The sequence below is a fragment of the Buchnera aphidicola (Floraphis choui) genome (genome assembly GCA_039830045.1).
Taxonomy (GTDB): Bacteria; Pseudomonadota; Gammaproteobacteria; order Enterobacterales; family Enterobacteriaceae; genus Buchnera_B; species Buchnera_B aphidicola_AX.
In genome coordinates, this window is record CP140044.1 from 550054 (window position 1) to 568067 (window position 18014).

Annotated in this window: 16 protein-coding genes and 1 tRNA gene; 9 read left to right on the forward strand and 8 right to left on the reverse strand. The window is 23.0% G+C overall.

The window, feature by feature from the left end; translation table 11 throughout:
• Positions 1-177 precede the first annotated feature (177 nt).
• Positions 178-957 (forward strand): pimeloyl-ACP methyl ester esterase BioH, encoded by a 780-nt coding sequence (gene bioH, locus UAT33_02550; GenBank protein XBC43803.1) that lies wholly within the window; start codon positions 178-180, stop codon positions 955-957.
• An 85-nt stretch (positions 958-1042) separates the two neighbouring features.
• Here the strand turns inward: bioH and ssb are convergent, their stop codons facing one another.
• The gene (ssb, locus tag UAT33_02555; GenBank protein ID XBC44119.1) at positions 1043-1555 is read right to left on the reverse strand and encodes a single-stranded DNA-binding protein; all 513 of its coding nucleotides are present in this window, start codon (positions 1553-1555) and stop codon (positions 1043-1045) included.
• Between the two features lie 1100 nt (positions 1556-2655).
• Here ssb and dnaB point away from each other — a divergent pair.
• The 4 genes from dnaB to ruvX all read left to right on the forward strand — a co-directional run bounded on the left by dnaB (position 2656) and on the right by ruvX (position 6487).
• A complete protein-coding gene (gene dnaB, locus UAT33_02560) occupies positions 2656-4041 on the forward strand; it encodes a replicative DNA helicase (protein ID XBC43804.1) in 1386 nt (461 codons plus the stop codon).
• Between the two features lie 424 nt (positions 4042-4465).
• Positions 4466-5419, forward strand: coding sequence for a glutathione synthase (gene gshB, locus UAT33_02565; GenBank protein XBC43805.1), 954 nt, complete (start codon positions 4466-4468; stop codon positions 5417-5419).
• A gap of 75 nt (positions 5420-5494) precedes the next feature.
• Complete coding sequence (locus tag UAT33_02570; protein XBC43806.1) at positions 5495-6064, forward strand: YqgE/AlgH family protein; 570 nt, start codon at positions 5495-5497, stop codon at positions 6062-6064.
• Between the two features lie 3 nt (positions 6065-6067).
• Positions 6068-6487 carry a Holliday junction resolvase RuvX gene (gene ruvX, locus UAT33_02575; GenBank protein ID XBC43807.1) on the forward strand — a complete coding sequence of 140 codons (420 nt, stop codon included), beginning with the start codon at positions 6068-6070 and terminating at the stop codon, positions 6485-6487.
• Between the two features lie 137 nt (positions 6488-6624).
• On the opposite strand, the gene leuA is transcribed toward ruvX, so the two are convergent.
• From leuA to leuB, 4 genes are all read right to left on the reverse strand, one after another.
• A complete protein-coding gene (leuA, locus tag UAT33_02580) occupies positions 6625-8178 on the reverse strand; it encodes a 2-isopropylmalate synthase (GenBank protein ID XBC43808.1) in 1554 nt (517 codons plus the stop codon).
• A gap of 420 nt (positions 8179-8598) precedes the next feature.
• Complete coding sequence (gene leuD / locus UAT33_02585) at positions 8599-9210, reverse strand: 3-isopropylmalate dehydratase small subunit (protein ID XBC43809.1); 612 nt, start codon at positions 9208-9210, stop codon at positions 8599-8601.
• 42 nt (positions 9211-9252) lie between these two features.
• Positions 9253-10650, reverse strand: a complete 1398-nt coding sequence (gene leuC / locus UAT33_02590; GenBank protein XBC43810.1) for a 3-isopropylmalate dehydratase large subunit — start codon at positions 10648-10650, stop codon at positions 9253-9255.
• Complete coding sequence (leuB, locus tag UAT33_02595; protein XBC43811.1) at positions 10647-11744, reverse strand: 3-isopropylmalate dehydrogenase; 1098 nt, start codon at positions 11742-11744, stop codon at positions 10647-10649. The genes leuC and leuB overlap by 4 nt, the downstream gene beginning before the upstream one ends.
• Before the next feature lie 394 nt (positions 11745-12138).
• On the opposite strand from leuB, the gene UAT33_02600 reads away from it, so the two are divergent.
• Positions 12139-12807 (forward strand): YggS family pyridoxal phosphate-dependent enzyme, encoded by a 669-nt coding sequence (locus tag UAT33_02600; GenBank protein ID XBC43812.1) that lies wholly within the window; start codon positions 12139-12141, stop codon positions 12805-12807.
• A 428-nt stretch (positions 12808-13235) separates the two neighbouring features.
• Here the strand turns inward: UAT33_02600 and trmB are convergent, their stop codons facing one another.
• Positions 13236-13937 carry a tRNA (guanosine(46)-N7)-methyltransferase TrmB gene (trmB, locus tag UAT33_02605; GenBank protein ID XBC43813.1) on the reverse strand — a complete coding sequence of 234 codons (702 nt, stop codon included), beginning with the start codon at positions 13935-13937 and terminating at the stop codon, positions 13236-13238.
• 159 nt (positions 13938-14096) lie between these two features.
• On the opposite strand from trmB, the gene mutY reads away from it, so the two are divergent.
• The 3 genes from mutY to murI all read left to right on the forward strand — a co-directional run bounded on the left by mutY (position 14097) and on the right by murI (position 16326).
• Entirely contained in the window at positions 14097-15161 is a 1065-nt protein-coding gene (gene mutY, locus UAT33_02610; protein ID XBC43814.1) for an A/G-specific adenine glycosylase, read from the forward strand.
• A gap of 1 nt (position 15162) precedes the next feature.
• Positions 15163-15408, forward strand: a complete 246-nt coding sequence (locus UAT33_02615) for an oxidative damage protection protein (protein XBC43815.1) — start codon at positions 15163-15165, stop codon at positions 15406-15408.
• A 78-nt stretch (positions 15409-15486) separates the two neighbouring features.
• Complete coding sequence (gene murI / locus UAT33_02620) at positions 15487-16326, forward strand: glutamate racemase (GenBank protein XBC43816.1); 840 nt, start codon at positions 15487-15489, stop codon at positions 16324-16326.
• A 30-nt stretch (positions 16327-16356) separates the two neighbouring features.
• On the opposite strand, the gene sbcB is transcribed toward murI, so the two are convergent.
• Complete coding sequence (gene sbcB / locus UAT33_02625; GenBank protein ID XBC43817.1) at positions 16357-17793, reverse strand: exodeoxyribonuclease I; 1437 nt, start codon at positions 17791-17793, stop codon at positions 16357-16359.
• A gap of 137 nt (positions 17794-17930) precedes the next feature.
• Positions 17931-18003 (reverse strand) — tRNA-Asn (locus UAT33_02630).
• Between the last annotated feature and the right edge of the window lie 11 nt (positions 18004-18014).

Consider the following 18014-nt stretch of genomic DNA (forward strand, 5'->3'; position numbering starts at 1 on the left):
TAAATTCCATGATTTAATTGCCAAAAAATAGATATATTATATATGTTGTATATACAGTATTATTAATTATAATATATATTTATAAAATATGACACATACGCATTAAAATATTTAATCCTACATCATATAAAATATGTTCATTATAAATGAATCAGCTAATAAATTTATATAATATTTATGAAAAAATTTTACTGGAACACTACAGGAACCGGAAAAACACATTTAATTTTAATACACGGATGGGGATTTAACTCAAAAATTTGGAATATGTTATTATCTAATTTAAAAACGAATTTTACAATTCATTTAGTAGATTTGCCAGGATTTGGAAAAAATAATATGTTTCAATTTATGAACCTAAACAATACAGCTAAATTATTAGAAAAATATATACCTAATAATTCTATTTTATTAGGATGGTCTATGGGAGGACTGATTGTCAGCAAAATTGCATTATTATATCCAGAAAAAATTAAAGCACTTATTAGTGTAGCTTCTTCTCCATGTTTCATAATGAAAAACAATTGGCCAGGAATTTCTAAGCATAAACTATCTAAATTTTATTATCAATTAGCTATTAACTATGAAAAAACTATTTTAAACTTTATTACAATACAAATTATACATTTAAACCATCTCAATGAAGAAATATATCTTCTAAAAAATAATATTTTGACTCAGCCTAAGCCTAATATATTAACATTAAAAAAAGGATTAGAATTGTTATATTCATCCGATTTAAGAGCAGAGATCACCAAAATTAAAATACCTTTTCTTAGAATATATGGAGATCTAGATACATTAGTCCCAAAAAAAATTGCTACAGTATTAGATGAAAAGCTACCAAAAACCAAATCTATAATAATTAATAAATGCGCTCATGCTCCTTTTATTTCTAATAAAAACGAATTTTGCTCTATAATATTAAATTTTTCTAAATATTTAAAAAATTTTTAACAAAACTACTATAAAACTATCTAATAAAAAATATTTACTATTAAAACTTTTAACAAAAATATATTGTGATTATATTAGTAATAGTTTAAAAAGGAATATCCTCATCATCAAAATTCAAATTTTCAGAATTGTCATTCAAAGATTTTTTAGAATCATAATTCTCTTTATTATTTTTCAATATATTTTTATCTGATTCACTATGTATATTACTCTTTGAGTATCTTAATGAAGACGATTGATGATTAATATTACGATTACCTAACATTTGCATTGTTCCACCAACACTAACAATAATTTCCGTAACATAACGATCTAATCCATTTTGATCTTGCCATTTCCTAGTCTGCAATGATCCTTCGATGTAAACTTGTGATCCTTTTTTTAAATACTCTCCTGCAATTTCAGCTAATTTATTAAAAAAAACAATTTTGTGCCATTCCGTTTTTTCTTTAATTTCACCAGTATTTTTATCTTTCCACGTTTCAGATGTAGCTAATGTAATATTAGTAACCGATCCTCCATTCTGCATATATCGAACTTCTGGATCTTTTCCTAAATATCCAATAAGAATAACTTTGTTCACCCCTCTACTAGCCATAATTTTATTTTTTACTCCAACAATTTTATTAATGCTACGTATAAAATACATAAAAATTTTAATAAATTACTTACATTTCCAAAAGACATTAGGATTAATAAACTAAACTAAACAAAACAAATAATATACAAATATTATTTAATTGTTATATTTAAAACAGTACAATAAACTTTTACGAATGCAAAATTGAAACAAGAACGAAAATAATAACATGATATTATTTATAATACAAAATATATAAATTTTAAAATTATTATTACTTATATTAAAGCATATAAATAAAATATATAAATTTTCATAATAAAAGTTTTTCAATTATATTATTATACAACAATTAATACAGTTACTTTATAAATTTGCAAAATATATTTTTAATATTACATTTTTAAAACATCAATTTTATTATATTTTAAAAATATTAAACACTTAAAACTTTTAAAATATAATAAAATTAGTTTAAATAGAAACTATGTTATTAGAAAACATACAAAATAAGACTTATTATGTACTTATAAAAGTACGTTGTATAACTATGAACGTTGCTAAAATACATACTTTATTAAAATACCTTTTATAAAATATAATAATTTAAATACTATTAAATAAATAGTTATTGTTTCTTCAATAATTTTAAAATGGTACTTTATTATTTTAAAACATAACAACTTCATTGTCATAAAAAAACTTTTCTATATAATTAACAAAATATAATCTATTTTCACTAAATTATATTACAATGTATAAAATGAACATCCTATTGTAATTAGAAAAACTAAGCATAAAATATATCTATTAAATTATATTTTAATCATAAAATATAAAAATATTTTAAATAATAATTAATAAAAAATTTTAATAAGAATATTAAAAATATTAAAATTTATTAGCTAAAATGTAAATAAATGTTATCTATAATTTTTTAAAACATTCACATACTCCAATATCATTATATCGTTAAAGTTCATTAATATTATCGAAAAATCATTTTAAAAGTAAAATATATATTTTATTTAGAATAGAACCATCAATACTTAATTTCTTACTTTAAAAATAAAATACAATTTAAAATTACCATAACTGAATTTTGGTGTTACATTAAAATGTCAGAAAAAAAAATATTTCATAATCAAATCAAAAAAAATACTATCCTTCCTCATTCTCTAGAAGCTGAACAATCTATACTAGGAGGTTTAATGCTAGATAATGGACAATGGGATTGTATATCAGAAAAAATTACAGAAAATGATTTTTTTTGTATACCTCATCAGTTAATTTTTAGAGAAATGCAATATTTACTAGATAATGGATATCCTATCGATCTTATAACCTTATCAGAATCTTTAGAACAAAAAGGAAAACTAGAAAATATAGGAAGATTTTCTTATTTAGCAGAACTATCTAAAAATATTCCCAGTACTGCTAATATTTCAACTTACGCTGAAATAATTCGTGAATATTCTATTGTTCGCGAAATTATTCAAGTTGCACATAAAATAATACATATTGGATACAATTTAAAAGGACAAACCAGCGAAGAACTTTTAAACTTAGCTGAATCAAAAATATTTAATATTACAGAAAATCGTTTAAAAAAAAATTCTGGACCTAAAAACATAGAACAAATACTTGATTCTACCCTAAAAAATATAGAAGACTTACTCAATACGTCACATAAAGGAATCACTGGAATTAACACAGGATACCAGGATCTTAATAAAAAAACATCAGGTCTACAACCTTCTAGTTTAATTATTATTGCTGCTCGACCTTCTATGGGAAAAACAACGTTTGCTATGAATATTTGCGAAAATATTGCAATGACCTATGAAAAACCAGTTCTAATTTTTAGTTTAGAAATGTCAGGAGAACAAATAATGATGAGAATATTATCTTCCTTATCTAGAGTAAACCAAGAAAAAATAAGAACAGGAAAATTAAACGATGAAGATTGGTCTAGAATTTCTAGTACTATAAATATTTTATTAAAGAAAAAAAACATGTACATCGACGATTCGTCAACTCTTACACCTACTGAAATGCGATCTAGATCACGTCGTATTTATCGAGAAAATAATGGACTAAGTTTAATTATGGTAGATTATTTACAATTAATGAAAGTTCCATCACTCATAGGAAATAGAACACTAGAAATAGCTGAAGTTTCTAGAACGTTAAAAGCATTAGCAAAAGAATTACAAGTTCCAATAATAGCACTATCACAACTAAATCGACTATTAGAACAAAGAGGAGATAAAAGACCAATCAATTCTGATTTACGTGAATCTGGTTCTCTCGAACAAGATGCTGATTTAATTATGTTTATATATCGAGACGAGTTATATCACGAAAATACAGATTTAAAAGGAATTGCTGAAATAATCATAGGAAAACAAAGAAATGGTCCAATTGGAACAATTAAATTAACATTTAATGGTAATTGGTCTCGATTTGATAATTATTCTGGGTCTGAATATCATAAAAAATAAAATTTAAATTTAAAAAAATTAAAATAAAATATACTAATATTTTAAATTAAACAAATCAATATACAATTAATTATTTTAAAACTACACAAACAACAACTATATATTTCTAATTATAAATCATATTATAATTAGAAAAACTTTTCATTATTTATGACATCATAAAATTTAATTAAAATGATAAATCTAAGATCTATAATTAGTAATAGCTGTTTAATTCTAAAACTTTGCTAATAGAACCTTAAATTTTTTTAATGAAACATGAAAAAATTTAGTTGACAAAAAATATCTATATTATTAATATCCAATATTACTTATTAACATTTAGTTAATAAAAATTACTAGAAATTAAATATAAAAGAGTAAACATACTATAGTAAATCTATTTCAAAAACTTTAAAAAATATAAATCAAGCGAAAAATAAGTATGAAAATAAAACTAGGAATTATAATGGATCCAATTTGTTCTATTAATATAAAAAAAGATTCTAGTTTTTCTATATTATTAGAAGCCCAAAATAGAGGGTATTCAATATATTACATGGAATTATTAGATTTATATCTTAAAAATAATCAACCTTTTTCTAAAACTAAATTATTATCACTAAATAACGATGTAAAAAAATGGTTTTTTTTTAAGAAATCAAAAAACATTTCTTTACTAAATTTAGATGTAATTTTAATGAGAAAAGATCCTCCTATTGATGAACAATATATGTATATCACCTATATTCTTGAACAAGCTGAAAACCAAGGTGTACTTGTAATCAATAAACCACAAAGTTTACGAGATTTCAACGAAAAATTATTTACTCTATGGTTTCCTAAATTTATTCCTAATACTTTAGTTACTAGTGACACTTCTAAAATTCATGATTTTCTATGTCAACACAAAGATATTATAATCAAACCATTAAATGGAATGGGTGGATTATCTGTTTTTCGAATAAAACAAAACGATCCTAATACTATGGTTATAATTGAAACCATGACTGATCACGGGAAAAAATTATGTATATCACAAGTTTATTTACCAGAAATTCAAAAAGGAGATAAAAGAATATTAGTTATTAATGGTAAACCATTTCCATGGTGTCTAGCTAGAATTCCCAAAATAAATGAAAATAGAGGAAATTTGGCTGCAGGAGGATATGGAAAAGTACAAAAACTTACTTCATATGATTGGAATATAGCTAATTCACTTTCTGATATACTAAAAAATAAAGGATTACACTTCGTAGGATTAGATATCATTGGAAATAAATTAACAGAAATCAATATTACTAGTCCAACATGCATACGTGAAATTGAATCTGGATGCAAAACATCTATTAGCAAAATTATTTTAGATTCTATAGAAAAACGTCTTATCAATAAATAAACATTAACACTATTTCTTAATAAGAAGAATTTTATTATTAATTATATTAAACTCATATAGTAACAGGAATTAAAAATGAAAACTAATCTACAAAATCATCTTTTAATTGCTATGCCTAATTTACAAAACTCATTTTTTAAACAATCTGTTATATATATATGTAAACACGATAGAAATGGAGCAATGGGAGTTATAATTAATAAACCTATCAAAAATTTAACCATAAAAAAAATTTTAAATAAATTAAAAATTAATATATCATCTGAAAATTCTACCAATAGCTTAAACAACCCCGTAATAATTGGAGGACCAATATCTGAAGATCGCGGTTTTATTTTACATTCTTTTAAAAAAAAATTTATTTCTAGTATTGTCATCTCTAAAGATATCTTTGTTACATCATCTCGAGATGTCTTAGAATATATAGCTACTCATAAATATTCTAACGATATGTTAATGACATTAGGTTATTGCATATGGGGGAAAAACCAACTAGAAAATGAAATATTAGATAATATTTGGTTAACTACATCAGCTAATACTAAAATTTTATTTGATACTCCTTTATCTGAACGATGGACTAAATCAGCTAACAATATCGGAATAAATATGTACCAATTAACTACAGATTTTGGACATGCATAAGTAATGATTATTTTATCTTTTGATTTCGGAATTAAAAGTATTGGGGTAGCAGTAGGACAAAATATCACAAAAACTGCCCAAATTTTACCTTCTATAAAAGTAAAAAACAAAGTAATAAACTTAAAAAAATTTGAAACATTGTTTTTTGAATGGAAACCAAATTATATAATTATAGGATTACCGCTTAATATGAATGGTACTGAACAAAGTCTAACAAAACAATCAAAAAAATTTTCAAAAAAATTATTTTCACATTTTAAAATACCTATCCACTTACATGACGAAAGATTAACAACTGTAGAAGCAAAATCGATATTATTTGAAAGAAATGGATTTAAATCTTTAAAAAAAAATAAAATTGACTCACTTTCTGCTGCTATTATTTTAGAAAGTTGGTTTTTAAATAATAAACTTATCAAATAGTAAAATAAAACATAATTTTAAAAAATAATATCTAAAAACAACGTATTTTAAATTTATAAAATTTTATATGAACGTAAAAACTATAAAATTTTTACATCCATATTTAATAATATCAATAAAAATTTTAAAAATTTAAATCAAGTACAAAAAGACTTATTTAATTTTATGTTTACCTGTTTTATTCTCCAAATATCATTTAATATATTAATCATTGCTTGTATGAAAGACTCAATCATATCTTGAGCTGTACCTACTCCATAAAATTTACGAAATTCATGTTGCACTTCAATACTAACTTTTCCAAAAGAATTATAATTTTTTTCTTTCATTACTAAAAAAAAGTTTTTTACTTTAATATTAAAAGAAGTTATTTTATTTAACGCTTTATATATTGCATATATCAGTCCATTTTTAGTGGTTATTACTTCAGTAGATAGCTCTTTTCCACACATTAATTGTATTGAAAAATAAGATATTCCATTCGAACTTGATTTAACACTAAAATTCTTTAGTTTAAAATGTTCAAATAACTTATCTTCTAAATCAATAAAGGCTAATATTTCTAAATCATAATCAAATACCTGTCCTTTTTTGTCAGCAAATTTTAAAAAAGAGCTATATAAATCGTCTAAATTATAATCACTATTTTCTTTGTATCCCATATTAGACATATGATATTTAACAGCAGCACGACCTGAGCGAGAAGTTAAATTTAATTTAATTGGTTTTAAACCTATAGTTTCAGGAATTATTATTTCATAATTTTTTTTATTTTTTAAAACTCCATCCTGATGAATTCCAGAAGAATGAGAAAAAGCATTACTACCTACTATAGCTTTATTTGAAGGGATAGAAATATTGCATATTTTACTAACTATTTGGCTAGTATTAAAAATTTCTTTATATTTAATATTAGTATGTAATTGAAAAATATCATTTCTAATTTTAATAGCCATAATAACTTCTTCTAACGCAGTATTTCCAGCACGCTCTCCTATTCCATTAATAGTACCCTCTACTTGTCTAGCCCCTGCTTGTATAGCTGAAATTGAATTAGCAACAGCCATTCCTAAATCATTATGACAATGTACAGATATAATAGATTTATCAATGTTAGGTACTCTTTGATATAAAGAAGTAATAATACTTTGAAATTGATTAGGAATAGTATAACCAACCGTATCTGGAATATTAATAGTTGTTGCGCCAGTTTTAATTGCTATTTCTACAATACGACATAAATTATCTAAACTTGTTCTTCCCGCATCTTCACAAGAAAATTCAATGTCATCTGTATATTTTCGTGCTCTCTTTATAGAACACACTGTCATATCTATAATTTCATCAAAAGTTTTTCTTAGTTTAGATTTTATATGTAAATTAGACGTACCTAAAAATATATGAATTCGAAAAGACCTAGCACTTTTCATTGCTTCAGCAGCTACATCTATATCTTTATAAATACATCGAGCTAAACTACAAATTTTAGACTTTTTAATATTTTTAGCTATAGTATGAGTTGATTTAAACTCACCAGGAGATGAAATAGGAAAACCTACTTCTATAATATCAACTCCTAACTTTTCCAAAGCAAAAGCTATTTTTAATTTTTTTTCTACACTTAAACTTGCTTGTAAAGATTGTTCACCATCTCGTAACGTCGTATCAAAAATAATTAATTGCTGAGTCATTTATTTTCCTAAAAAATTAAATATATTACATAATATTTTATTTAAGAAATTTATAAAATACAAAAAAATTACTATTTATTATATTCTAATAAAAAATTATATTTTATGTGATTACACACGTATTTAATATTAAAATTTTAATAATACTATTGAAAATACCATTAACTTAAAAAGTTATTTAAACTGTTTTAAACATAATCTTTAATACATAAACATCAATAATTTATATCTTATTAATATAAATTAACGGCTATGTATTAATAATCTAGTTGATACAGTAAAAACAACAATTACATAAAATTATTTAATTTATTATTAAAAAATTAATATGATTAATTGTTCTACATATATTTAGAATACAATAAAAATAAAGTTTTTATAATTTTACTTCAAAATTTTAAAAATATTTTAAAAACATAACTAATCAAAAATACATAAAAATTTAGGAATATTATTCTCATAACTTTTTATTTTTTCAAGATTTTTCATAGTTAAATCTATATTATCCCATCCATTTAACATACATAATTTATTAAAAACGTTCATTTTAAATTTATAACATTCGTTATTTACTATGACTTCATTATTAAATAAATTTACTGTTATAAGCGTATCAGATGATGCTTTTATTATGTCAAATAAATGTTTTATTATATCTTCAGACAATATTATAGGTAATAAACCATTTTTAATACTATTATTATAAAAAATATTAGAAAAACTAGATGCTAAAATTACTCTAAAACCATAATCAACTAAAGCCCAAACAGCATGTTCTCTTGATGAACCACAACCAAAATTTTCTCTTGATAATAAAATTGTTGCATCTTTATAACAATTCTGATTTAAAACAAACTTCGGGTTTAATTTTTTACTGTAATTATCTAAATATCTCCAGTCATTAAATAAATGATCTCCAAAGCCAAATTTAGTAATTTTTTGTAAAAATTGTTTAGGAATAATTGCATCAGTGTCTATATTAGATATATCTAAAGGTACTACCGTTCCAATATGATGGATAAATTTTCTCATTTTAATTTCCTATAAAAATGATACTTTAAATTAAATTAATATTTAAAGTTTTCTAATATCTACAAAATGACCAAAAATAGCTGCACCAGCAGCCATTATAGGACTTACCAAATGTGTTCTACCTCCTCGTCCTTGACGCCCTTCGAAATTCCTGTTACTAGTTGAAGCACAGCGTTCTTTATCATTTAAATAATCGCCATTCATAGCTAAGCACATAGAACATCCCGGATAACGCCATTCAAATCCAGAATTAAGAAAAATTTTGTCTAATCCTTCTTTTTCTGCTTGTCTTTTTACCATTCCAGATCCCGGGACAATAATAGCTTGAACCGAATCAGAAACACGTTGATGCTGAACAATTCTTGCGATATCACGCAGATCTTCTATTCTAGAATTAGTACACGAACCAATAAAAATCTTATCAACAAATACATTAGTTAGGTGCATACCAGGTTCTAATCCCATATAATGTAGCGATTGTTCTGCACTATCTCTTTCGAAATGATCATGATAAGAATCGAGTAACGGAATAGTCTCATCAATAGAAATAACTTGACTCGGATTAGTACCCCAAGTAACTTGAGGAGAAATAGTAGACACATCTAGTACTAATTTTTTATCAAAAATTGCATCAATATCAGATTTTAAAGAACTCCAATATAACACTGCACGATTCCAATTTTCTTTTTTTGGAGCATATGCACGATTTTTTAAATATTTAAAAGTAATTTGATCTGGAGAAATAATTCCTGATTTTGCGCCCATTTCAATCACCATATTACATATAGTCATTCTACTTTCCATGCTTAAGTTAGGAATTAAATTTCCAGAAAATTCTATTACATACCCAGTTCCACCAGATACACCTAATTTTCTAATTATAAATAAAATTATATCTTTTGCAGTTACTCCATAACCAATTTTACCATTTATTTCTATATTCATATTTCTAAAACGATCTTGTTGCAATGTTTGTGTAGCTAATACATGTTCTACTTCCGATGTTCCAATTCCAAAAGATAATGTTCCAAAAGCTCCATGTGTTGAAGTATGTGAATCACCACATACTATAGTCATACCAGGTAAAGTCATACCTTGCTCAGGGCCAACAACATGGATAATTCCTTGATTTACATTATCTAACCCGAATAACTTAATATTAAACTTTTTACAATTTTTTGTTAATTCATCCATTTGTCTTTTAGCTAAATTAGTTGCACAATTGATATCCCTACTAATCGTTGGAACATTATGATCCATAGTAGCAAAAGTCTTTTTAGGTTGTCTTAATACTCTATTCTTTGAACATATCTCAGAAAATGCTTGAGGAGAAGTAACTTCATGTATTAAATGTAAATCTATATATAAAATTGGAGATTGACCTTTTTCTTCGCATACTATATGCGAATCATATAGTTTTTGATAAAGTGTTTTTTTCATTTTATTCTTCTATGAGACAAAAACTCAGAAATAATATCACCCATTTCACTAGTACTAATAAAACAATTATTATCTGAAATATCTTTTGTGCGATAACCTAAATTCAATACCTCATACACTACATTATCAATAATATCTGATACCACATCTAATTTAAAACTATACCTAAATAGCATACTTATTGAAAGAATTAATGCGATAGGATTAGCTATGTTTTTTCCTTGAATATCTGGAGCTGAACCCCCAGCTGGTTCATATAAACCAAATTTTTTTTCGTTTAAACTAGCAGATGGTAACAAACCTATAGAACCTGTAAGCATTGCACATTCATCAGAAAGTATATCACCAAATAAATTAGAACATAAGATTACATCAAATCTATCAGGTTGATTAATTATTTGCATAGCAGCATTATCAACATACATATGAGATAATTTTACTGAAGGATATTGTATAGATACATTATTAACTATTTCTCTCCATAATATAGAAGTTTCTAATACATTTGCTTTGTCAATAGAAGTAAGATGACATTTTCTGGTTAAAGCTAATTGAAATGCAATATGAGCAATTCTTTCAATTTCAAATTGATGATATATTTCAGTATCAAATGAATATTTCTTGGAATTTATATATTTTGTTCCCTTTGGGTGACCGAAATAAATGCCTCCTATTAACTCACGTACAAACAAAATATCAAATCCTTTCTTAGTTATTTTAGATTGAAGAGGAGACAATTTTTCTAATCCAGCATATAACTTAGAAGGTCTTAAATTTGCAAATAAGTTAAAGTACTTTCTTAAAGGAAGTAATGCTCCTCTTTCAGGTTGTAAACTAGCTGATAAATTATCCCACTTTGATCCTCCAACAGAACCAAATAAAATTGCATCAGAATTTTTACATCCATTCAATGTATTTTCAGGAAGCGCTAAACCATGTTTATCTATAGCTATTCCTCCAACATCATATTCTTTTAATCGAATATTTATACGAAAATCTTTCTGGAGTACTTTCAAAATTTTATATCCTTCTCGCATTATTTCAGGCCCAATTCCATCTCCAGGTAAAACAGAAATCTTATATGTTCGATTCATATATCATTATTTTCCTTACATTCTAATATACCGTTCCTCGAAAATATCAAAATTTTTGAAATAAACACCATTATGAATCACTAATCTAAAGCAATTATTTAGAAAAACATAATAAAGTTTTAAATATATTTTAATTAAACAAAATTAAAATATATACTTAAACATATTAAAAATATTTACTTATATTATAAAATATAAAATTACTGCAAACGTTTTTATTTTATTTATTATAAAACTACGGTATTATCGTTAATATTTAATTAGTAATACCTCATATAATTAATTTATTTATATATTTATTAATGTCGTAAAAAAACTAATATTCACTATATAATATTTTTATTTATTATTAAAATAATATATTTAAAATTGATTTCATAACACAATTATATTTATGTCAATAATACAAAAAAAAATCAATGCAATAAAAAATAAAATTATTTCTATAAACAACAAGTATTGCATTGCTCCAAAAAAGATAAAATTATTAATAGTAAGTAAATCACGATCAATTCTAGATATAAAAAAAGCAATGTTATATAAACAATATAACTTTGGAGAAAGCTATATTCAAGAAAGTCTACTAAAAATAAACAAACTTAAAAATGTTCAATGGCATTTTATCGGAAATGTACAATCTAATAAAACACAAATTATTTCTACTAACTTTTCGTGGTGTCATACTATAAAAACTGAAAAAACAGCTAGGCTATTAGACAAATATCGCACTAATATTCTTCCAAAATTAAATGTTTTAATACAAATAGATATTAGAAACAATTTTATTGCATCTAAAGAAAATATAAACCATTTTAAAAACTTAGTTAAAAAAATAATATCTTTAAAAAATTTGAATTTAAGAGGAATAATGGGAATGCCTTATAAGTTTTATTGCTATAATGATCAAATACAATCATATAAACATATAAAACTATATTTTTCTATAATAAAAGACATATATCCTAACGTAGATACTATATCAATAGGAACTAGTAATGATATAAAGGCTGCTATAATTTCTGGCAGTACTTTGCTAAGAATAGGATCATATATTTTCAATTAGTATAATCTTATAAAATTTGAATTTTTAAAATTACGTAAAACATTATCGTTTTAACTATTAAAAATATGTGTAAATATCAAATATATTTTTTAAATTTAAATATTTTTAATGTTTAATATTAAAAATATACCGTACTATTATTTTAATTTATTTAAACATAATAAAAAATTTAAGAAATAACATATAAAACAAAATAAAAAAGTATTTAAAAAATTTAATATTATTTTGTAAAAGAACACATATATAAAACTTTTCCACTATAGTTAAATATAAAACTTATATATGAATTCTAAAAATTATTCTAAACTTGTATATTATAATAATAAAATAATTATAATATACACTAATATTAAATAGAATCACTACTTTCAACATATAGACTAAAATTGCTAAAATAAATTTGTTTATATTTTAAAAAAATTAATTATTTAAACTAATTTAAATATTAAATCAAATATAGTGTTTCCTAAATTTATCCCTCTTTGCTCAAATTTAGTAATAGGACGAGAAATTGATTTAGAAATATAAATATTTTTTTGAAACGAGATAATACATCTATCAATATCACGAATTATAGTTATTATTTGTTCAGCATATGACTTGCAATCAGTAGATATATGTAATATTCCATTAGGAATTAATTTTTTTAATATTAACTGAGCAAAATTTTTGGTAAAAATTCTTCTTTTTTGATGACGTTTTTTAGGCCATGGATCTGGAAAAAACATTTGAACTTTAGATAAGCTACTATTATCAATCATACTATTTAATACTTCCACTGCATCATGATAAATAATTCGAATATTCTTTAAACAATATAAATTAATATTTTGTAAACATGATATAACACCTGGTAAATGAACTTCAATTCCTAAAAAATTTTTAGACATATTGTTCAAAGCAGTCTTAAAAAAAGAATCACTCATTCCGAACCCAATTTCTAATACTACTGGAGAATAAGAACAAAATATGCTGTTCATATCTAAATATGAAGACTGAAAATTTATTCCAAATTTTGACCAATTTTTATTAATAAAATCATACTTATTACTACTTAACTTTCTATTTCTAGATACAAAACTACGTATCTTACGTAAAAAAATACCATTTCTATTATATTCTTTTGTCACAACATTTCTTATCATATTATAAACTAAAGTAATTCTTTCAATTTTTTAAAATAATATAATATAATACTACTTCTTGCGAAAAAGATACAATATTTAACGCTATTCAAATATATAAATACCTATACAAAAAATTTAAAAAGTAAAAAATATTAATCTATTATGAATGCTTCATTATCACAATTAATTTTAAATTGGTACCATACAAATGGTAGAAAATATTTACCTTGGAAAACAAAAATAAATCCCTATAATATTTGGATATCAGAAATTATGTTGCAACAAACACAAGTTAAAACTGTAATACCTTATTATATAAAATTTATAAAGCGTTTTCCAAATATTAATATATTAGCAAAAACTACTATAAACGACGTATTAAACATATGGAGTGGATTAGGATATTACACTAGAGCACATAATATTCATTATACTGCAAACATTATTGTGAAAAATTATGATGGACAATTTCCAAATAATTTTTACAATATCATTAAATTACCGGGCATAGGTCGAACTACAGCAAATGCTATTTTATCTTTTGGATTTAATTTTTATGCATGTATTCTTGATGGAAATATCAAAAGAACTTTATTAAGATACTTTAACTTACATTTAAATGGAAAAAAGGAAATTGAAGAAAAACTGTGGAAAATAATAGAACTAATAACACCAATACATAATACAAACAAATTTAATCAAGCTATTATGGATATAGGATCCTTAATTTGTACAAAATCTAAACCAAAGTGTAATATATGTCCTATACATAATAAATGTTTATCATTTATTAAAAATGACTGGTCTTCATATCCAATAAATAAAAAAAAACTTCTAAAAATTCAAAAAAAAATATTTTTTTTAATTATTCAATATCAAAACTTTGTTTTCTTAAATAAAAATATGTTAAATGAAATTTGGAAAGGACTATATTACTTTCCAATATTTTATAACGAATTAGAAATATCAAAATGGATAAAAAATGAAAAAATTAAAATAAAAACTAAAATAATACAACCACCTTTGATTTGCAAACTTTCACATATTCAATTATTTTGCACGCCTATACAAATTAAAATAAACAAAATGTTTTTTATTAATAAACTTAATTATGAAATTTGGTTTAATATGTCTAATCCACAAAATATAGGATTACCATCACCAATAAAAAGAATTATCAAAAATATATTTTTATCTTATAAGCTTAAAATTAAGGATAAAATTTAAAATGACTAGAAAGATCTTTTGCTGTTATTTAGAAACATATGATATTGGGCTCGATCAACCACCATATCCAGGTGAATTAGGTAAAAAAATTTATAAAACAATTTCAAAAATAGCATGGAAAACATGGATGTCTCAACAAACAAAATTAATTAACGAAAAAAAATTGAATATGCTTGACATAAATGATAGAAAAATATTAAAACATTATATGATACAATTTCTTTTCAATAAAAAACGTCATAAATAAATACAAAACTAATTATAAAAATTTTTATAAATTAGTTAACTCGTAAAACATGTTCATTAATCAATAAAACTCTATAAAATGAAAAATTCTAAAACTGATCTTAAACAAAATACAATATGTAATATTTTAATATTTGATTCAGGACTAGGAGGATTGTCTATCTATAAAAAAATAAAAAATTATTTTCCATATGCAAATTATATTTATGCATTTGACAATGAAAAGTTTCCTTACGGAAATAAAAAAGAATCTTTTATTATTACAAGATGTTTAAAAATAATTTACTCAATATCTAACATAATAAATATTACTATAGCTATAGTAGCGTGCAATACAGCTAGCATAACTAGTTTACCAACATTACAACATTATTTTAATTTTCCTATAATAGGAATTATTCCAAATATAAAAAAAGCAGTTAAAATAACTAAAAACAACATCATTGGCCTTCTTGCAACTAAAACTACTATTAATAATTATAACATTCAAAGAACGATTTCATCATTATCACCTAATTTTATAATAAAAACATTACATAATGAAAATTTAGTAAAAATAGCAGAAAAAAAATTAAAATATAATTTTACTGAACTAAAACTAATTAATAATATATTAAAACCCTGGTATCTTACTAAAAATAAACCAGATACAATCATACTAGGATGTACACATTTTTATTTCTTAAAAAACGAAATTAGACATTTATTTTCTAAAAATATTAATATAATTGATTCCAATATCAACATATCAAAAAAAATTTGGAGTATTTTAAAGAACAATATTGTTAGAAACGAAAATATTGCTTTTTTTTCAAAATCTATTAAAAATGATATATCTTTATTAAGCTTATTTAATAAATACAAATTTTTAAAATTTAGTAAACTAAATTTAAAATTAAACATATTTTTTAATTCATAAAGAACTTATAATAATTTTTAAAAAGCAATATTATATATTACGAATTTCGTTTTTAATATTGTAGATATATTTAAGTAAATCTTGAAGCAATAGTATATTTTTAAAATTGTATTTATTTAATTCTAATAAATGTTCAACTTTTCTTATATATTCTTGTATAACTTTTTTATTTATAACTGAACTACAATGCTTTTTCCAAACTACTTTTTCCATATCATTTAACATATGAGGAAAATTACGAGATATACAGCGGGTTAATAATAATTTAATTCTATTACTACAAACAAATGATTTTTTATTTATAAAACATCTTAAAGATAATTTTTGATGTATATCGTTAATTACTTTTTTTTCTAAATTATTAAAAAATACATCATATATTTGTAAATCAATATTACTAGAATTCAACTTTACAATACTATTATTAATTATTCTCAACTTCTTTTTTAAAAAAATATTATTTCGTATCAATAACAAATTTTTTTTGCATAATAAATAATCTATTCCCAAACACATCATATCTTCAATACTAATAACATTAACAGGTGCTAGTATAGGACAGCGATTAATATATACCAATACTATTCCTTTCTTAAAAATTTTACTATAATCTAAATTTTCTATAGTAATACTAGAAAAATATTTTAAAAAACTTTCAAAATTTTTTGTTAAATCAAAACTAATTAATATATTAGAATTATTAGGATTCCATAGAATAGGAGCAATTAAACTAACATTTTTTCTCAAAGAACCAAATATTCGAGATATATATATCATAGGCTTAATATCATAAATATTAATCATTCGTAATAACTTATCTTTCTTACGATTCTCAAAAAAATAATTAAATAATTTTGGTTGCTTTTTTTTCAATAATTTTGTTATTTTAAGAGTAGCATATACATCACTAATAGCATTATGTACCTGATTATGATTTATACAATTAGATTTTGATATGTCGGATAATTTGAAACTAGGATAATTATTGTATTTATTACTTGGCCACTTAATTCCTTGGGGGCGCAACACATAACATGCACGTAACAAGTCTAAAATATCCCATCTAGAATTTCCATATTTCCAACTCCATTCATAAGGATCAATAAAATTACGATAAAAAATATTTCTTGTCACTTCATCGTCAAAATAAATATTGTTATAACCAACAATACAAGTATTTGGTTTAATAAATTGTTTATAAATTTTTTTTGCAAATTCAAATTCATTCAAACCATATTTTTTTGTATAAATTGGAGAAATTCCAGTAATCAAAATTGATTCAGGATTAGGTAAATAATCAATTGGAGGATAACAAAAATACTCGATAGGAATATCAATGATATTAAAATCTATATCAGTACGAATACAAGCAAATTGAGATGGCTTATCTAAAGCAGGATGAATTCCAAAAGTTTCGTAATCATAAAATAAAAAAGTAAATTTATTTTTATTTAATATTATACTCATTATTTTTACGTTATTTAATAATAAAATTCAAAACATCTAAATATTTTTAAAAAATGCAAAAAACTAATTTATAATTTTATACATATCTTAAATACTAATATCATCGCATAATATATTAAAGAAATAAGATCATCTTTCTCCCCTGACTGGATTCGAACCAGTGACATACGGATTAACAGTCCGCCGTTCTACCAACTGAACTACAGAGGAAAGGGAAATTT